At 65.1% G+C, this 17,748-nt stretch carries 18 protein-coding genes; 11 read left to right on the top strand and 7 right to left on the bottom strand.

All coding sequences use genetic code 11. From position 1 onward, the window contains the following. Positions 1–62 precede the first annotated feature (62 nt). From dinG to AS93_RS0103975, 8 genes are all read left to right on the top strand, one after another. Positions 63–2,198, top strand: coding sequence for an ATP-dependent DNA helicase DinG (gene dinG, locus AS93_RS0104010; protein WP_027589400.1), 2,136 nt, complete (start codon positions 63–65; stop codon positions 2,196–2,198). Positions 2,199–2,318: 120 nt separating this feature from the next. Further along, the gene (gene ihfB, locus AS93_RS0104005) at positions 2,319–2,624 is read left to right on the top strand and encodes an integration host factor subunit beta (RefSeq protein ID WP_027589399.1); all 306 of its coding nucleotides are present in this window, start codon (positions 2,319–2,321) and stop codon (positions 2,622–2,624) included. Then, the gene (locus AS93_RS0104000; RefSeq protein WP_027589398.1) at positions 2,621–2,884 is read left to right on the top strand and encodes a LapA family protein; all 264 of its coding nucleotides are present in this window, start codon (positions 2,621–2,623) and stop codon (positions 2,882–2,884) included. Before ihfB ends, AS93_RS0104000 begins: the two co-directional genes overlap by 4 nt. Before the next feature lie 279 nt (positions 2,885–3,163). Then, the gene (locus tag AS93_RS0103995; protein WP_027589397.1) at positions 3,164–4,426 is read left to right on the top strand and encodes a Wzz/FepE/Etk N-terminal domain-containing protein; all 1,263 of its coding nucleotides are present in this window, start codon (positions 3,164–3,166) and stop codon (positions 4,424–4,426) included. Between the two features lie 261 nt (positions 4,427–4,687). After that, complete coding sequence (locus tag AS93_RS18655; protein ID WP_256214683.1) at positions 4,688–5,998, top strand: Wzz/FepE/Etk N-terminal domain-containing protein; 1,311 nt, start codon at positions 4,688–4,690, stop codon at positions 5,996–5,998. 213 nt (positions 5,999–6,211) lie between these two features. Beyond that, positions 6,212–7,693: a glutamate--tRNA ligase gene (gene gltX / locus AS93_RS0103985; RefSeq protein WP_027589396.1), complete on the top strand. Its 1,482-nt coding sequence runs from the start codon at positions 6,212–6,214 to the stop codon at positions 7,691–7,693. Positions 7,694–7,768: 75 nt separating this feature from the next. Then, positions 7,769–8,293: a DUF3087 domain-containing protein gene (locus AS93_RS0103980; protein WP_027589395.1), complete on the top strand. Its 525-nt coding sequence runs from the start codon at positions 7,769–7,771 to the stop codon at positions 8,291–8,293. 142 nt (positions 8,294–8,435) lie between these two features. Next, positions 8,436–8,996 carry a lipid-binding SYLF domain-containing protein gene (locus AS93_RS0103975; RefSeq protein ID WP_027589394.1) on the top strand — a complete coding sequence of 187 codons (561 nt, stop codon included), beginning with the start codon at positions 8,436–8,438 and terminating at the stop codon, positions 8,994–8,996. Between the two features lie 14 nt (positions 8,997–9,010). Here the strand turns inward: AS93_RS0103975 and AS93_RS0103970 are convergent, their stop codons facing one another. Further along, a complete protein-coding gene (locus AS93_RS0103970; protein WP_027589393.1) occupies positions 9,011–9,973 on the bottom strand; it encodes a ribonuclease Z in 963 nt (320 codons plus the stop codon). Between the two features lie 3 nt (positions 9,974–9,976). Continuing rightward, positions 9,977–10,561, bottom strand: coding sequence for a nitroreductase family protein (locus tag AS93_RS0103965; protein ID WP_027589392.1), 585 nt, complete (start codon positions 10,559–10,561; stop codon positions 9,977–9,979). 130 nt (positions 10,562–10,691) lie between these two features. Between AS93_RS0103965 and AS93_RS0103960 the strand changes: the two genes are divergently transcribed. Further along, positions 10,692–11,129 (top strand): HIT family protein, encoded by a 438-nt coding sequence (locus AS93_RS0103960; protein WP_027589391.1) that lies wholly within the window; start codon positions 10,692–10,694, stop codon positions 11,127–11,129. 159 nt (positions 11,130–11,288) lie between these two features. Here the strand turns inward: AS93_RS0103960 and AS93_RS0103955 are convergent, their stop codons facing one another. Both AS93_RS0103955 and AS93_RS0103950 read right to left on the bottom strand, forming a co-directional pair. Continuing rightward, entirely contained in the window at positions 11,289–12,728 is a 1,440-nt protein-coding gene (locus tag AS93_RS0103955) for a SulP family inorganic anion transporter (protein ID WP_027589390.1), read from the bottom strand. Positions 12,729–12,839: 111 nt separating this feature from the next. Continuing rightward, positions 12,840–13,475 carry an FMN-binding negative transcriptional regulator gene (locus AS93_RS0103950; protein ID WP_027589389.1) on the bottom strand — a complete coding sequence of 212 codons (636 nt, stop codon included), beginning with the start codon at positions 13,473–13,475 and terminating at the stop codon, positions 12,840–12,842. Between the two features lie 140 nt (positions 13,476–13,615). On the opposite strand from AS93_RS0103950, the gene AS93_RS0103945 reads away from it, so the two are divergent. After that, positions 13,616–14,203 (top strand): LysE family translocator, encoded by a 588-nt coding sequence (locus AS93_RS0103945; RefSeq protein WP_027589388.1) that lies wholly within the window; start codon positions 13,616–13,618, stop codon positions 14,201–14,203. Here AS93_RS0103945 and AS93_RS18650 read toward each other — a convergent pair. Continuing rightward, complete coding sequence (locus AS93_RS18650) at positions 14,185–15,015, bottom strand: AraC family transcriptional regulator (protein ID WP_037008473.1); 831 nt, start codon at positions 15,013–15,015, stop codon at positions 14,185–14,187. The genes AS93_RS0103945 and AS93_RS18650 overlap by 19 nt on opposite strands. A 78-nt stretch (positions 15,016–15,093) precedes the next feature. On the opposite strand from AS93_RS18650, the gene AS93_RS0103930 reads away from it, so the two are divergent. Next, complete coding sequence (locus tag AS93_RS0103930) at positions 15,094–15,852, top strand: Mut7-C RNAse domain-containing protein (protein WP_027589447.1); 759 nt, start codon at positions 15,094–15,096, stop codon at positions 15,850–15,852. Here the strand turns inward: AS93_RS0103930 and AS93_RS0103925 are convergent. Together AS93_RS0103925 and AS93_RS0103920 are read right to left on the bottom strand one after the other, a co-directional pair. Continuing rightward, a complete protein-coding gene (locus tag AS93_RS0103925) occupies positions 15,819–16,190 on the bottom strand; it encodes a DUF6746 family protein (RefSeq protein ID WP_027589386.1) in 372 nt (123 codons plus the stop codon). The two genes, AS93_RS0103930 and AS93_RS0103925, sit on opposite strands and share 34 nt — an antisense overlap. A 302-nt stretch (positions 16,191–16,492) precedes the next feature. After that, positions 16,493–17,683, bottom strand: coding sequence for an amino acid aminotransferase (locus AS93_RS0103920; RefSeq protein ID WP_027589385.1), 1,191 nt, complete (start codon positions 17,681–17,683; stop codon positions 16,493–16,495). Positions 17,684–17,748: the final 65 nt, after the last annotated feature.

The following is a 17,748-nucleotide window of genomic DNA, read 5'->3' as shown; positions in this document are numbered from 1 at the left end:
GACTTTGGCCGGGGGCGGGTATCATAGCCACCCCGAAAAGTACTGAAAATATATACAGCGCGATGCTCAGCAGCGAACTCAAGTCCCAGATCCAGGGCGCCTACTCCCGCTTTCTCGACAGCAAGGGCCTCAAGGCCCGCTACGGCCAACGGCTGATGATCGCCGAGGTGGCCAAGGTGCTGGGCGCCATCAAGACGGATGACGAGGGTCGCCGCGACGGCGAGCCGGCGGTGGTAGCCATCGAGGCCGGCACCGGCACCGGCAAAACGGTGGCCTACAGCCTGGCCGCCATCCCTGCCGCCCGTGCCGCCGGCAAGCGGCTGGTGATCGCCACGGCCACGGTGGCGTTGCAGGAGCAGATCGTCCACAAGGACCTGCCGGATCTGATCCGCAACAGCGGCCTGAATTTCAGCTTCGCCCTGGCCAAGGGGCGCGGCCGCTACCTGTGCCTGTCACGGCTGGACCTGCTCATGCAGGAAGGTCAGGCGCAGAGCGCCACGGCCCAGTTGTTCGAGGAGGAGGGTTTCCGCCTCGACATCGACGAGGCCAGCCAGAAGCTCTACACGCAGATGATCGAGAAGCTGGCCGGCAACCGCTGGGACGGCGACCGCGACAGCTGGCCCCAGGAGCTGGAGGATGCCGTCTGGTCGCAATTGACCACCGATCACAGCCAGTGCACCGGGCGGCACTGCCCGAACTTCCAGCAGTGCAGCTTCTACCGCGCCCGCGAAGGCATGACCAAGGTGGACGTGATCGTCACCAACCACGACATGGTGCTCGCCGACCTGGCCCTCGGCGGCGGCGCGGTGTTGCCCGATCCGCGTGAAACCCTTTATGTGTTCGACGAGGGCCACCACCTGCCGGACAAGGCTATCGGCCACTTCGCCCATTTCAGCCGCCTGCGCTCCACCGCCGACTGGCTCGGCCAGGTGGAGAAGAACCTCACCAAGCTGCTGGCCCAGCATCCGTTGCCCGGCGAGTTGGGTCGCCTGATCGAAGGCGTGCCGGAGCTGGCGCGCGAGCTGCGCAGCCAGCAGCAGTTCATGTTCGCCGCCTGCGAGCAGGTGGCGGAATTTCAGACCGGCGAGGACGTGGAGGGGCGTGAGCGTCCCCGGCATCGTTTCCCGGGCGGCGTGGTGCCCGAGCACCTGCATGAGCTGGGCATCGAACTGAAGAAAGGCTTCTCACGGCTGACCGATGTCTTCACGCGCCTGAGCGAACTGCTCAAGGAGGCCATGGACGGCGATGCCGGCGCCGGTCTGGCCAGTCACCAGGCCGAGGAGTGGTATCCGCTGTTCGGCAGCCTGCTCAGCCGCGCCCAGTCCAACTGGGAACTGTGGACCGCCTTCACCGGCGAGGATCCCGAGGACAGCCCGCCGATGGCGCGCTGGCTGACCCTGGCCGAGAACCATGACATCGAGGTGAATGCCAGCCCGATCCTGGCCGCCGATACCCTGCGGCGCAACCTGTGGAACGTCGCCCATGGTGCGCTGGTAACCTCGGCGACCCTGACCGCGCTGAACAGTTTCGACCGGTTCCGCATGCGCGCCGGCCTGCCGTGCGCAGCGGTCACGGCGGTGGTGCCCAGCCCGTTCAAACATGCCGAGGCGGGCGTGCTGCGTGTTCCCGACCTGAAGGCCGATCCGCGTGACAGCGCCGCTCATACGGCGGCCATCGTGCGCGAGCTGCCGGGCCTGCTGGAGGGCGCGCGCGGCGCGCTGGTGCTGTTTTCCTCGCGCAAGCAGATGCAGGAGGTGTTCGACGGCGTCGAGCGCGACTGGCGCAGGCGTGTGCTGATCCAGGGCAACCTGTCCAAGCAGGAAACCCTCAACAAACACAAGGCGCGGGTCGATGATGGCGAGCCTAGCGTGCTGTTCGGCCTGGCCAGCTTCTCAGAGGGCGTCGATCTGCCGGGCGCCTATTGCGAACACGTGGTGATTGCCAAGATCCCCTTCGCAGTGCCGGACGACCCGGTTGAGGCGGCGCTGGCCGAATGGATCGAAGCACGCGGCGGCAATCCGTTCATGGAGATTGCCGTGCCCGATGCCGCGCTCAAGCTCGTGCAGGCCTGCGGCCGGCTGCTGCGCACCGAGCAGGACCGCGGCGTGATCAGCCTGCTGGACCGCCGCGTGGTGACCCAGCGCTACGGCAAGGCGATCCTCAATGCGTTGCCACCTTTCCGGCGGCAAATCGACTGATTTTTCACGCTTTTCTTACCGGCTACCCCCTTCTCGGCGCGCGGGCTGTTCAAATTCTGCGCAGCGTGCTAAAACCCAACGGCAATGTTGGTCTAGCCGCTTGAAAAAGAAGGGAAAACCATGACCAAGTCGGAGTTGATCGAACGGATTGTCACGCACCAGGGGCAGCTGTCGTCGAAAGACGTCGAGCTGGCCATCAAGAGCATGCTGGAACAGATGTCGGAAGCCCTGGCGACCGGCGAGCGGATCGAGATCCGCGGCTTCGGCAGCTTCTCATTGCACTACCGCGAGCCCCGCGTAGGCCGCAACCCCAAGACCGGTCAGTCGGTCAACCTCGACGGCAAGTTTGTGCCGCATTTCAAGCCCGGCAAGGAACTTCGCGACCGCGTCAACGAGGACGCCGAAACGCTGGAAGACGGAGCATGAGGCTCGCCAAGCGAGCGCTGCTTGCGGCGTTACTGATCCTCGTTGCCCTTTTGGTTGTGTTGTTCGTACTCGACAACCTGCAGCCGGTGTCCGTGCTGTTACTCGGCTGGCAAAGCCCTGCGTTACCCATCGCCACACTGCTGATTGTGGCCTTCCTGGCCGGCGTGATTGTCGGACCGCTGTTGGCCGGGTTGGTCATTGGTCGGTTGAGCCTGCGGTTGCGCAATGCCCGGCGGGCGCTGCGGGATTCCCGTGAGTAGCCGGATCGGCGCTATTGGTTGAATGCTTCTGGCATTTGATTTGCATTATTCATGTGCATGGCATTTTGACGCCAGGTTCTAGGTGTCCACGCTGTGATGGTGTCCCTAACTTGGGCAACCCACGTTGCAGGCGTGGCAGGAATGAACTTTTTTTGAACGTTGCGTGTCGGAGCGCTCCGCCTGGTTAGGTCAGCTCTGAGCGTCAACATGGTTTCTGGTTTGCGACAAGGAGAGACCTGACCAGGTTGTACCGAGCCTGAGCCCCTTTGGAGCTGAAACATGCAAGATCAGCCTTACCGCATGGTCAATGACAACAACGACGAGATCGATCTGCGGGAATTGATCCGATCCCTCTGGGATCAGCGCTGGGTGATTGTCGGCATTACTGCCTTCATCACGTTGATTGCTGCCCTCTATGCCTTCTTGGCTACGCCCTATTATCGCGTGCAGAGCATTCTGCGCCCCGTCGAAGTAGGGGTGCTGGATTCCCTGAACGCCACGGAAGTCTACGAGCTCAAGCCGTTGGAGGCCCTGTCGCGCGTGAGCGGGGGATTGTCGTCCTATGGCAATCGCCTGGAGTTCTTCCAGACTCACGAGGAACTCTTCGCGGATCTTGCCCGCGAGGGGCTGACCGCCGAACAGGCGTTCGAGGATTTCAACAGCGAAGCCTTCGCCATGCTCTATCCCGACCCCAAGAAGAACCAGGGGGAATTTGTCGGGATGGCGCTGACCTACCCGGCTTCGATGGATGGCGTCTCGGTCGTCAATGAGTTCGTCGCCTTTGTGCTACAGCAGGAGCGTGAGCGTGTGGCCAGTGACCTGGCGGTGGTGATTGCCAACCGCAAGGCCAACATCGAGCAGCGTATCGAAGCTGCGCGCGCCAGCTATCAGGCCAACAAGGAAGCCGAGATTGCCACGCTGCTCGAAGAGGCGGCGCTCAAGCGGGCCAAGCTGGAGGATGAGCTGCGCGCCCTGCGTGCCGAGTTGAAGATCCGCCGCGAAAATCGCTTGAACGTTCTTGAGGAGGCCATCCGTATCGCCCGCTCGCTGGGTATCCGCAAACCCACCACTCCGACCGCCATGGCCGATGCGGGGCAGGGTGTGCGCACGGAAATCACCAGCCGGGAGATTCCTCTGTACTTCCTGGGTGTCGATGCCCTGGAGGCGGAGCGTGATGTGCTGCGGGCACGAACCAGCGATGACTTCGTGGAGCCGCGCATCGGTGAGATCCAGAAGGAATTGGACATGCTGCGCCACAACCGTCAGGTGGAGGTGTTGCAGCAACGCCAGGATGAGGATCTGTACCTCAAGGAACTGGCCAAGCTGCGCGAAGAGGCGGCGCGCCTGGATGGGATCGAGTTCGATGCCTCGACCCTACAGCTGGCGCGGATCGACCAGCCGGCGCAGCAGCCCTTGAAGCGGCTCAAGCCCAAGCGCGCCCTCGTCCTGGCACTGGGTGTGGTGCTGGGTGGCATGTTGGGTGTATTCGTGGCACTGATGCGCAACTTGCTGCAGCCGCGACGCGCGCGTCCCGCTCACTAGCCTCTCTGGTGCGGTGCTTGCAGCCGATGACTGCGGCAAATTGTCACCTGTTTCGCTGTTGCCGGTCAGGCGAGGAATGTTCGAATGGCCGGTACAGTCTGAGTTTGGGCCCACCCTGACCTTCGCGAGGCGAGTGGGGGGCCTAGTCCCTTGCGTTGTCCTTTCTTCTCGGCTTCTGGCAGAATTCGCGCCGTCTTGGCGGTGTGACGAATTTCACGTTCGGCATGCCGCTTGTTTTAGGCAATGAAATGGAACTTGCCAGTGACCGCAATTGATCTGCATCCGCACGCCGCCTCCTCCAAGTCCTCCGACGAAATCGACCTGCTCGAACTCTTTCGCAGGCTATGGGAACAGCGTCTGCTGATCGCCCTTGTTACGGCAGCCGGCGTTTGCCTGGCCGCCCTGTACGCTTTTCTCGCCACCCCGGTGTACCAGATCCAAAGTGTTCTGCGCCCGCCGCTGATCAAGGACCTCGACGAGCTGAATCGTACAGAGGTCTACAAGCTGTCTACTGGCGATGCCCTGAAACGGGTGGGTTCGGCGCTGGACTCTTATGAGGTACGCCTGGCGTTCTTCCGGGCCTACCCAGCACTGTTCGCGGAGCTGGCCCAGGACGGCATCACGCCCGAGCAGACGTTCGAGGCGTTCAACGATCAAGCCCTCAAGCTGCTCGTCCCCGATCCCAAGAAATCCGACGCGAACCTGACGGCCTACGTCGGCTTGCAGCTCGACTATCCCGCCACGCTCGATGGCGTGACCATCCTCAACCAGCTGGTCGACTTCGCCATCCAGCATGAGCGTGAAAAACTCGAGCAAGACGTGCGGATCATCATCGAGAACCGCCTGAAGAATCTGGCGCTGAGTATCACCACGTCGCGGGCCAATTACGAGGCCAGCAAGGAATCCCGTATCGTCCAGCTTGATGAGGCAGACCGGCTCAAGCGTGCGCTGTTGCAAGACGAGCTGCGTGCTTTGCGGACCCAACTGAAGACCCGCCGGGAAAACCGTATCGCGCAACTGGGCGAGGCGATTCGCATCGCTGACGCCTTGGGCATCCGCAAGCCGACTACACCCTCGGCGCTAGGTCAGGACCAGCGCTCGGCGCAGGGCAATACCGTGCGCACCGAGGTGAACAACCAGCAGATCCCGCTGTACTTCATGGGCACCGAGGCGCTGGAGGCTGAGCGCAAGACCCTGCAGCAGCGCAAGTCGGATGACTTCACCGAGCCGCGCATCGGCGAGATCCTCAAGGAGCTGCAGTTGCTGGAAAACAACCGGCAGATCGAGGTGCTCAAGCTGCGTGAGAACGAAGACCTCTTCCTGACCGACCTGGCCAAGTTGCGCGAGGAGGAAGCCCGCCTGCGTAACCTCAAGGTGGATTTCGATACCCTGCAACTTGTCACCGTCGACCAGCGCGCCGTGGAGCCGAGCAAGCCGATCAAGCCGAAGAAGGCGCTGATCCTGGCACTGGGCCTGGTCTTGGGTGGCATGCTCGGCGTGTTCATCGCCCTGGTGCGCGGCATGGTTCGCGGCGCGCGGTCTGCGCAGCCACGACTGCCGGCTGCGGTCTGATTCGTACGGGTTCGCCAGGCCCGTACCCGCTCGCGGACAAGTCCGCTCCCGCTTACAAATAGCGGCCGCCACGGCGGCCCTTTGGGAGCGAACTCATTCGCGAGCCTTTGACGGATCCGGTTCGAGGCCATGCAGCGCGCCGCTGCGCTGGAGCCCGCGCCGCCGGGCCTGATAACATCGCGCCTCTGTTTTTCCCTCCTTTCGAGAGTCGCCATGACCACCGTTCGTACCCGCATTGCGCCGTCGCCCACCGGCGATCCGCACGTCGGCACTGCCTACATCGCCCTGTTCAACCTCTGCTTCGCCCGTCAGCACGGCGGTCAGTTCATTCTGCGCATCGAGGACACCGATCAGGTGCGTTCGACCCGCGAATCCGAGCAGCAGATCTATGACGCGCTGCGCTGGCTGGGTATCGAGTGGGACGAGGGCCCGGATGTCGGCGGTCCGCACGGTCCGTATCGGCAGAGCGAGCGGGGCGCGATCTACAAGAAATACTCGGACGAGCTGGTCGCCAAGGGCCACGCCTTCCCGTGCTTCTGCTCCGCCGAGCGCCTGGATGCGGTGCGCGCCGAGCAGATGGCCAACAAGGAAACCCCGCGCTACGACGGTCACTGCATGCATATCGCCCCCGAGGAGGCGCAGCGTCGCGTCGCCGCCGGCGAATCGCACGTGGTGCGCATGAAGGTGCCGAGCGAAGGCGTCTGCGTGGTCAAGGACATGCTGCGCGGCGAGGTGGAGATCGGCTGGGACCGCATCGACATGCAGGTGCTGATGAAGGCCGACGGCCTGCCCACCTACTTCCTGGCCAACGTGGTGGACGACCACCTGATGGGCATCACCCACGTGCTGCGCGGCGAGGAATGGCTGCCGTCCGCGCCCAAGCTGCTCAAGCTGTACGAGTACTTCGGCTGGGAAGCACCGGTGAACTGCTATATGCCGCTGCTGCGCAACCCGGACAAGAGCAAGCTTTCCAAGCGCAAGAACCCCACCTCGATCACCTTCTACCAGCGCATGGGCTTCCTGCCCCAGGCGATGCTCAACTACCTGGGCCGCATGGGCTGGTCGATGCCGGACGAGCGCGAGAAGTTCACCCTCGACGAGATGATCGCCCACTTCGACATCACCCGCGTGTCGCTGGGCGGGCCGATCTTCGACCTGGAGAAGCTCTCCTGGCTGAACGGTCAATGGCTGCGCGAGCTGCCGGTGGAGCGCTTCGCCGAGGAAGTACAGAAGTGGGCGTTCAACCCCGACTACCTGATGAAGATCGCCCCGCATGTGCAGGGCCGGGTGGAAACCTTCAGCCAGATCGCGCCGCTGGCCGCGTTCTTCTTCTCCGGCGGGCTGAACCTGGACGCGTCGCTGTTCGAGCACAAGAAACTGTCGCCCGAGCAGGTGCGCCAGGCCATGCAGCTGGTGCTGTGGAAGCTCGAAGCCCTGCGCCAGTGGAGCAAGGACGGCATCACCGCGGTGATCCAGGCGGTGGCCGAGTCCATGGGCCTCAAGCTGCGCGACCTGATGCCGCTGATGTTCCCGGCCATCACCGGCCAGGCCAGCTCGGTATCGGTGCTCGACGCCATGGAAATCCTCGGTCCGGACCTGACTCGTTTTCGCCTGCGCCAGGCCATCGAACTGCTCGGTGGCGTGTCGAAGAAGGAAAACAAGGAGTGGGAGAAGCTGCTGGCGGCCATCGCCTGATTCAGTGTTTCCTGTGATTCATGGGGGCCGGCATCGCTGGCCCTTTTCATTACTGCAGTACGGGAGTCGTCTCGCATGTTTGAAATCCAGCCCATGAGCCCGGAGCGTTACCGCAAGGAAACCCGCACCATCACCCTGGCCATCCTGGCCATCTTCGTGTTGCTGGGACTGACCTCGGCCACCGTCGCTGTGAAACTGTTCGGCGAGCCGGGCGGCGACAACTTCCGCTGGAACCTGCTGGGTGTGCTGACCGGCCTGGCAGCGACCGTGGCCATTGTGCGCCTCAAGCTCTGGTCGACGCCCTGGATGGCGCCGGCGGTGTATGGCTGGCGGCTCAAGCGCAGCCTGATGCGCGTCACCAACCAGATGCACCAGGTCAAGGCCGGTGTGGAGACCGGAGATCCGGCGGCGATGAAGCTGCTGCGCTTCTACCACCTGGGTGCGACCCAGATGTTCCAGCTCGACGGCAACCTCACCGAGCTCAGCCAGATGGTGCGCGAGATCGACCAGCACCGCGAGGCCATGGAAGCGCAGGGGCTGGATATCGAGCAGAGTCGTCTCGATCCGAGTTGGTTGGAAGCGGTGAAGCGCTTCAAATAGATATTGAGCCGCCATGCGTCTCGTGCCCACTGGTCAGGCGGCCAGCGGGGCAACGGAATGGCTTCAAGGGTTTGGCTAGGCTCAGGCTACGGTGACCCGGGGACTGACCCTCTCGTTGCTGTCGATGCTGGAGGCGCATGACATGGCCAGACTCTTGAAAAGCTTTCCCTCGCTGATGCTCGCGACCGCCTTGTTGGTCTTTGCGAGCCTGTTCAATCCCGCAAGCGCCGCTACTGCCGAGGAGTTGACCGCCGAAGCTCAGCTGGCGCTGAAGGCGCTTTATCGGACCCAGCCCTTTGCCGAAACCATTTCGCGCAATGCCGCGGCTGTTCTGGTCTTCCCGAAGATCGTCAAGGCCGGCCTGGTGTTCGGCGGCAGTTACGGCGAAGGCGTGCTGTTCCGAGACTCGAAAGCCGCTGGCTACTACAACTCCGTGGGTGGCTCCTGGGGATTGCAGGTCGGTGCGCAGTCATACGGCTATGCACTGTTCCTGATGACCGACAAGGCCGTGGATTACCTGCGTCAGACCAAGGGCTGGGAAATCGGCGTGGGGCCGACCGTGGTCGTGGTCGATGAGGGCGTGGCCAGGAACCTGTCGACCTCGACCCTGAAGGATGATGCCTATGCCTTCATCTTCGACCAGCAGGGGCTGATGGCGGGTCTCAGTATCGAGGGCACCAAGATCACGCCCATCAAGCCCTGAGCGGCCTGCCCGCGCTAGCGCTCGACGCGCCGCAGCGCACCCTCCTTGCTCAGGTGCAGGCGCATGAAGTCGTCAGCCAGGAACAGGGTTCCCGGATAGCGCGCCTTGGCTTCATCGTGCAGCTCGTCGATGCAGGCGCCGCGCCCAGGCGCCTGCTGATAGCGGGCACTGAAGTGGGTGAGCACCAGGTTCGGCAATCCGGCCTCCTGAGCGAATTCGGCAACCGAGGCGGCTGTGCTGTGACCGAAGCTGCCGCGCGCGTCATTGACGGCAGTCTCGGTGAAGGTTGCCTCGTGCACCAGCACCTGGGCGCCTCGGCAGGCGTCCGCCAGTAGCGCGGGAGTGTCGTTGTCGCCGCCGACCACGATGACACGTGGCGGCCGGCCGGGCAGCAGGTAGTCCTCGCTGCGCAATCGGCGTCCCTCGTGCTCGGCGTCGAAGCCCCGCGCCAGCTGGCCCCACAACGGACCCCGGGGAATCGCGTCGCGCTCCAGGCGCGCGATATCCAGCGTCGTATCCGGCCGCGCCTCTTCGAAGCGATAAGCGAAGCTGGGGCTGCGATGGGACAGTGCAGTGCGGCGCACGCGCATTTGCGGCGTGCGCCATTCCTGCAAGGTTTCGACCGCATGGAAGATCAGCGGGTAGGGCAGATGCGTCTGGCTCATGGCGAACGTGGCGTGCAGCCAGGCCTCGACGCCCAGCGGCGCGATGATCTCCAGCGGCGCCTGGCGGCCCTGCAGTGCCGCGCTGGCCAGCAGCCCGGGCAGGCCGAAGCAGTGATCGCCGTGCACGTGGGTGATGAAGATGGCGCGCAGCGCCGACAGCGACAGCGGCGTGCGCAGCACCTGGTGCTGCGTGGCCTCGCCGCAATCGATCAGGTACCAGCCTTTGCCATTCTCCTCCAGCAGCCCGAGCCCGCTGACATTGCGCGCCCGGGTCGGCGTGCCGGAGGAGGTGCCGAGAAACAGCAGGTCCATGGTTCAGCCCAGCGGACCTTCGAAGGTCCACTGCTCCTGGGGATGGCGATCGCTGGCCTTCTCGCGGGCCTGCAGCGCTTCCGGCAGCTGCTCCGCGTCACCCTGGTAGCCGATGGCAATGAAGGCGTTGATCGCCAGGTTGTCCGGCACCCGCAGGTAATCCCGCGCGCGCACGTTGTCGAAGCCGCCCATGGCATGGGTGACCAGCCCCATGGACCGGGCCTGCAGCGCCAGGCTCATCCAGGCGGCGCCGGCGTCGAAGGCATGGCTGGCGAACGGTTTTTCGCTACCGTCGCTGCCCACGTAGGTGGTGGTGGACAGCAGTGCCACCAGCGCGCCGGCGTGTTTCGCCCAGACCTGGTTGCCTTCGGCCAGCAGATCCACGAAACGCTCGAACAGCGGCGTGCCCTTGAGCGCATAGCAGAAGCGCCACGGCTGCACGTTCATCGCCGACGGTGCCCAGCGTACCGCTTCGAACAGCGCGCTCAGCTGCTCCCGGCAAAGCGCCTGGCCGGTGAAGGCGCGGGGCGACCACCGGCCGGGGAAGCTGGCATCGACGGGATGCTGTGGCTGTCGGGTATTGCTCATGCCGTACTCCTGGCAATGGGAAAGGGACGATTAACGCAAAAAGGCCGGGCGGTGCCAACGTTGTGGTGCGTGCCTGAGCGCGCGCAAGCCGGTATCTTTCCGCCACTGACAACCGCTCAAGGAGAGCCCGATGAGCCTGCACGGCGACTACGACGCCCAGAACATCTTCGCCAAGATCATTCGCGGCGAAGCCCCCTGCTACAAGCTGTACGAGGACGAGTATGTGCTGGCGTTCCTCGATCTGTTCCCGCAGTCCCGTGGCCACACCTTGGTCATTCCGAAGCAGGCGGCAGCACGCAACCTGCTGGAGATCGATGCGGACAACCTGTGCAAGGTGACCCTGGCCACCCAGAAGGTGGCGCGCGCGGTGGCCGAGGAGCTGGAGCCGGCCGGCATCCAGATTGCTCAGTTCAACGGCGCCCCGGCCGGGCAGACGGTGTTCCACATCCACTTCCACATCGTGCCCCGCTACGAAGGTCAGGGCCTGGGCGTGCATGCGGCGCAGAAGGGTGACGAAGCCGATCTGAAGGTTCTGCAGGAACGCCTGGCCAAGCGCCTGGCGGGCTGAGGTTAACGCCACCTAGGGCGGTCAGCGCTTTCCTGGCCGCCGTTAGTCCGGCGGGGGCCCCATGGTGGACAAGGAAAACGTTGTCCACCCTACGAGGCCGGCACGAACGAAGGGCGGCCAGCGTTTTTCCGGCCGCCGCCAGGTGGCCCGTGATGGCCCTCAGGCCTGTCCGGCGCGGCGCAGCAGCTGCTTGCAGCGCTCCGACAGGTGCACCACCCGCAGCTGCTTGCCGGTCCGTGCATAGCGGTCGCGCAGCACCTTGAGCGCCTCGATCGCCGAATAGTCGACGAACGACAGGTGCTTGCAGTCCAGGGTGACCTGCTGCGGATCATTGGTCGGGTCGAACAGCTCCAGGAAGCGGGTCGTCGAAGCGAAGAACAGCGTGCCGTGGGGCAGGTAGAGTCGGCTGCCGTCGGCCTGGTCGTGGCTGTCCGCGTACAGCTCGCGCCCCTGCTGCCAGGCGAAGTTCAGCGCGGCGATGATGATGCCGCACAGCACCGCCATCGCCAGGTCGGTGAACACCGTGATGAGGGTCACCGCGACGATCACCAGCGCATCGTTGCGCGGCACGCGGTTCATCACCCGCAGCGAGGCCCAGGCGAAGGTCTGCTGCGCCACCACGAACATCACGCCCACCAGCGCCGCCAGCGGGATCTGCTCGATCAGCGGCGACAGGAACAGCACATACAGCAGGATCATCACCCCGGCCACCACGCCCGACAGGCGCCCGCGCCCGCCGGAGCCCAGGTTGATCATGGTCTGGCCGATCATTGCGCAACCGCCCATGCCGCCGCACAGCCCTGAGGTGAGGTTCGCCGCGCCCAGCGCCACGCATTCGCGGTTGGTATGCCCGCGACTCTGGGTGATCTCGTCGGTGAGGTTGAGGGTCAGCAGGGTTTCCAGCAGGCCGACCAGTCCCATCAGCACGGCATACGGCGCGATGATGCGCAGCGTGTCCAGGGTCCATGGGACGTCGGGCAGGGCAATGCTCGGCAGGCCCCCGGCCATCGGCGCCATGTCGCCGAGGGTATGGGTCGGCAAGGCGAAGAACCAGGTCGCCGCGCCCAGGCCGAGGATCGCCGCCAGGGCCGAGGGAATGGCGCGGGTCAGGCGCGGCAGCAGATAGACGATCAGCATGGTGGCCGCGATCAGCCCCAGCATCCAGTACAGGCTCGGGCCGCTCATCCACTGGCCATCCACCTTCAGGTGTTCGAGCTGCGCCAGCGCAATGACGATCGCCAGGCCGTTCACGAAGCCGAGCATCACCGGGTGCGGCACCATGCGGATCAGCTTGCCGAGCCGCAGCACGCCGAACAGCACCATCAGCAGTCCGCTCAGCAATACCGTGGCCAGCAGATACTGGGCGCCATGCTCGACCACAAGGGCGATGATCACCACCGCCATCGAGCCGGCCGCCCCGGACACCATGCCCGGCCGACCGCCGAACAGTGCGGTGATCGTGCATATGATGAAGGCGCCATACAGGCCCATCAGCGGATTGAGCTGGGCCACCAGGGCGAAGGCGATGCACTCGGGCACCAGGGCGAACGAGGTGGTCAGTCCGGCCAGTACATCGGCGCGGAGCCGGGTGAGTTTCATGAGGTACCTGAAAGCAGTTGGCGCAGCCAGAGACGGCCGCAGGCAGAGCGGGAACGGCGCGGATGGTAAAGGAAGCGGAGCAGGGTGCCTAGTTCGCGTGAGGGGTAACGGTCACTCGCCCAAGGTGTTCAGCATCCGGGTGGCCAACGCCTCCTGGCCGTGCTGACGGAGCTGCTCGGCGGCCCCCTTGAGATCACGGGACTCACGGTTCTGGCTGAGCTTGGCCTTGCCTTCCAGCCGGACGATCTCGATTTCCAGTCCGACGATGGCGGCCAGCATCTGGTCGATGTAGGCCGGGCTGGAATCGGTCATCTTCCAGGGCTTTTCCTGCTCCAGGCGCGCCTCATGGGTGCGAGTCAGGCGGGCCACCACGCCGCGCACGAAACGGGCGTCGTCGCGGATGCGCAGACGGCCGTGGGCATGCACCACGCGGTAATTCCAGGTCGGCACCAGCCGGTGGGTTTCCTGTTTGCTCGGATACCAGTTGGGCGAGATATAGGCGTCCTCCGCCCGGAAGATCACCAACACCTCGGCGCCATCGGCAACCTCCTGCCAAATGGGATTGGCGCGCGCCACGTGGGCCAGCAGACGGTCGGGCCGGTCGGCTTCGACCAGCAACTCGAAGGGCAGGTGATTGGCATCCAGCCCGGCCGCGCCATGTGTCACAAGGATGCCCAGCGGGTACTGGCGGATCAGGTCATGGAGTTCATCGAGCCGCTGCTCGGCAAAATGTGCGGGGACGTACATGGCGGGCTCCTGGGCGGCGACGGCTGAAACTGGCAGATCAGCCGGGCCAAGAACAAGCCCCGCCTGACAATTTTGTTCAAGACCCACCACGGTGCGGTCCTTAACCTGCGCCGTCTATCGCAACCAAGAGGACGCACGTGGTGGAACTGTACTTGTCCATGGCCGCCTTTGCCCTGGCGGCGTCGATCACTCCGGGACCGGTTAATCTGGTCGCGCTGGGCAGTGGCGCGCGCTTCGGGTGGCGGCCCAGTTTGTGGCACGTCAGCGGCGCAAGCGTCGGATTTGCCGTGCTGTTGCTGCTGATCGGCCTGGGGCTGCACACAATGCTGGAGCGCCTGCCGGTGTTGCTGGTGTTCATCCGCTTCGCCGGGGTGGCCTTCTTCCTGTACATGGCCTGGCAGCTGGCGGCGGATGATGGCGTGCTGTCCCCGGAGGCGGAGGGCCGGCGGCCGGGCTTCTGGGCGGGAGCAGTGATGCAGTGGCTCAATCCCAAGGCCTGGCTAGCCTCGCTGGCCAGCATGGGGCTGTTCGCAACGGAGGGGGGCGTGGGCCGGATCTGGGCCTTCACGCTGTTGTACTTCCTGATCTGTTACCTGTCCGTTGCCAGTTGGGCCTGGGCCGGCAGTCGCCTGGGACGTCACCTGCGGCAGCCGGAGCGCATGCGGCGCTTCAATCGACTGTTGGCGCTTTTGCTGGTGGTCAGCGCCGGCTACTTGTTGATGGATTGAGCGGCGCGGTACTGACCGGGGGTTGCCGCCAGATGTTTCTTGAAGGCCCGCTGAAAATGCGCCTGATCGGCAAAGCCGGCGCTCAGTGCCGCATCGGCCAGGCTCAGGCCTTGGCGTAGCAAGTGCTGGCCGTGCTGGACGCGCCGGTTGATCAGGTAGGCATGCGGAGTCAGGCCGTAGTGCCGGCGGAAATCCCGGATCAGCTGGGAGGGGGACAGGCCGGCAGCCGTGCAGAGGGTGTCCAGGCTCAATGCCGAAGTGCCCTGCGTCGCGATGAGCGCAGCGGCTTGCTCGCATTGCCCCGACCGCTCGATCGCCGGACAGGTAGCCTGCGTCAATAGCAGGCGCGTGAAGAATGCCTCGGTAGCCGCCGCCTTGGCCTGCGCGGAAACCTGGCCATCCAGCAGGCGGGCGTGGAGCTGGAGGAGTGCGTCATAGAGCGCCGGATCGTCCAGGTGGATGGCCGCCAGCGGCTGGAAGGTGCCGTCTTCGCACAGCCCCAGCGCGCGTTGCCGTTCGCCCAGCCAGGCGGCCTCCACGTACAGCATCAGATAGGCCCAGGGTTGCCCGGCGATGGGATTGCAGGCATGCACCACCTGGGGGTTCATCAGCACCAGGCTGCCGGCGCCGATCCGCATCCGGACGTCGCCATTGCGGTAATGACAACCCCCGGCGGTGATGGCGCCAATCGAGAAGCACGCATGGGCATGGGCGGCATAGCAGACCTGGCGGCCATCGCCTACCGAGCGCGCCTCGATGAAGGGCAGTCGGTCATCGCGCCAGAAACGCGGGCGGGTTTCGTCATGGAGCATGGTGTCATTCGTCCTGAGGCGGCGGTGCAGCAGCGCTGGCTGCGGTCATTGGGAGATACCCTAGCAAGCGGGCGTGCCATGGTCAGCGCCACCTTCCGCTTCTACGCGCAGCTCAACGACTTCCTGCCGGCGGCGCGGCGCGGGCGGGCGTTCAACTGCCGCTGCGCGCGGGCGGCCACCGCCAAGCACATGATCGAGGCACTGGGGGTGCCGCATACGGAAGTGGGGCTCATCCTGGTGAACGGCCAGCCAGCGGGCTTCCAGCGGCTGATCCACGATGGCGACCGGCTGGCGGTGTATCCGCCGTTCCTGTCCCTGGACGTCGCACCCTTGCTGCGGGTGCGCGCGCCGCGCTTCATCGCTGACGTGCACCTGGGCGGGCTGGCGCATCTGCTGCGCATGGCCGGCTTCGACACCCTGTATCACAACGCCTTGACGGACGACGAAATCGCCCAGCTGGCGGCGGAGCAGGAGCGGATCGTGCTCACCCGTGATCGTGAGCTGCTCAAGCGGCGCGCCATCCGCCACGGTTGCTACGTGCGGGCGCTCAAGCCGCCGGCGCAACTGGAGGAGGTCTTTGAGCGACTGGACCTGGCCGGCAGACTGCGGCCCTTCAGCCGCTGCCTGACCTGCAACCTGCCACTGCGACCGGTGGACAGGCAGGCGGTGGAGGACCGCCTGCCACCCGGGGTGCGGCGCCGCTACACGGCGTTCTGGTACTGCGTGCACTGCCAGCGGGTGTACTGGAAGGGCTCGCACTGGCGCAACATGTGCCGGTTGCTGGAACCGCTGCTGCGGCGCGCTCAGCGCGCCAGCGGGCGCACGCCGTCCAGATAGGCGCGGCCCTGGCGCTGCACGGTGGCGGGGTCGTTGCGTTCCGAGGCGATGTGCACGGCTTCCAGGTTCTCGGCGATCTGCTTGAGGTCCTGGTCGATCCGGCGCAGGGCATTCTCCAGCGTGTAGCTGAGCAGGTGAACTTCGTCCAGTTGTTGCGACGTCATTGGCTGGGCGATCAGCGCTTCCAGCTTCTGGTTGTGGCTGACCAGATTGTTCACCGCCTCGGCCAGCGTATCGGCGGGCAGGCCCTTGGCATGGGCCATGCGTTCGCTGGCCAGCGCGCCGGCGGACAGGCAGGTGGCGAGGGTGAAGACGAGGGTGCGGGCGATTGCGTTCATGGTGGAGCCTCGGATGGGAAGTGTGCGTATACGCTAATCCGATGCAAATGCGAACGCACTGCATTAAATCAAGAAAAGTGAAAATCCACCCGTAGGGCGGTCAGCGTTTTTCTATCCGCCAGGAGGCGACGCCAAAGCTCGTCCGGGCGACCTTGGGTCGCCTTGGTGGACAAGAACAATGTTTTCCACCCTACAAGGGTTCTGGCGCCGGCCGCAGCCAGAAGCTCGCGGCTGAAGCCCCTCCTACAGGGGCGAGGGCAATGCCTCGTTGTGGTGGGAGGGGCTTTAGCCGCAATGCACCGTTAGATCACGGCCTTGATGGCTTGTACGACGCGGCCGATGTTGCCCTGGTTGAGGGCGGCCACGCAGATGCGGCCGGTGCCGACGGCGTAGATGCCGAACTCGGTCTTCAGGCGCTCCACCTGCTCGGGCGAGAGGCCCGAATAGGAGAACATGCCGCGCTGCTGGGCGACGAAGCCGAAGTCGCGGCCGCTGTCGGCCAGGCCCTGCACCATGGCCTGGCGCATGGCGCGGATGCGCTCGCGCATCTCGGTCAGCTCGGCTTCCCAGAGGGCGCGCAGCTCGGGGCTGTTCAGCACGTTGCCGACCACGGTGGCGCCGTGGGTCGGCGGGTTGGAGTAGTTGGTGCGGATCACGCGCTTGACCTGCGACAGCACGCGCGTGGCTTCTTCCTTCGAGCCGGTGACGATGGACAGCGCGCCGACACGCTCACCGTACAGGGAGAACGACTTGGAGAAGGAGCTGGAGACGAAGAACTGCAGGCCGGAGTCGGCGAACAGGCGCACCGCTTCGGCGTCCTGGTCGATGCCGTCGCCGAAGCCCTGATAGGCGATGTCCAGGAAGGGCACGTGCTCGCGCTCGCGCAGTACCTCCAGCACGGCCTTCCAGTCGGCCAGAGTCAGGTCCACGCCGGTCGGGTTGTGGCAGCAGGCGTGCAGCACGATGATCGAGCGGGCCGGCAGGGCCTTCAGGTCGGCCAGCATGCCGGCGCGGTCCACGCCCTGGGTGGCGGCGTCGTAGTAGCGGTAGTTCTGCACCGGGAAGCCGGCGGATTCGAACAGCGCGCGGTGGTTTTCCCAGCTCGGGTTGCTGATCGCCACGGTGGCGTCGGGCAGCAGGCGCTTGAGGAAGTCGGCGCCGGTCTTCAGCGCGCCGGTGCCGCCCAGCGACTGGGTGGTCACCACGCGGCCGTCGGCCAGCAGGGCGGAGTCGGCGCCGAACAGCAGCTTCTGCACGGCGCTGTCATAGCTGGCCAGGCCTTCGATCGGCAGGTAGCCACGCGGCGCGCTGGCGGCCAGGCGGGCTTTCTCGGCTTCGGCAACGGCCTTGAGCAGCGGAATTCGGCCTTCTTCGTTGTAGTACACCCCCACGCCCAGGTTGATCTTGGTGGTGCGGGTATCGGCATTGAACGCTTCGTTGAGGCCCAGGATGGGGTCGCGCGGTGCCATTTCTACTGCGGAGAACAAACTCATGGTGACGGAGCTCGAAGAAGGAGGGTGGGGGCCATGCAATCGCCCTGGGCCGGAGGCGCTAGGGT

It is taken from the genome of Pseudomonas sp. RL, assembly GCF_000647775.1.
Taxonomy (GTDB): Bacteria; Pseudomonadota; Gammaproteobacteria; order Pseudomonadales; family Pseudomonadaceae; genus Serpens; species Serpens flexibilis.
This window is presented reverse-complemented; position numbering and strand designations above follow the sequence as displayed.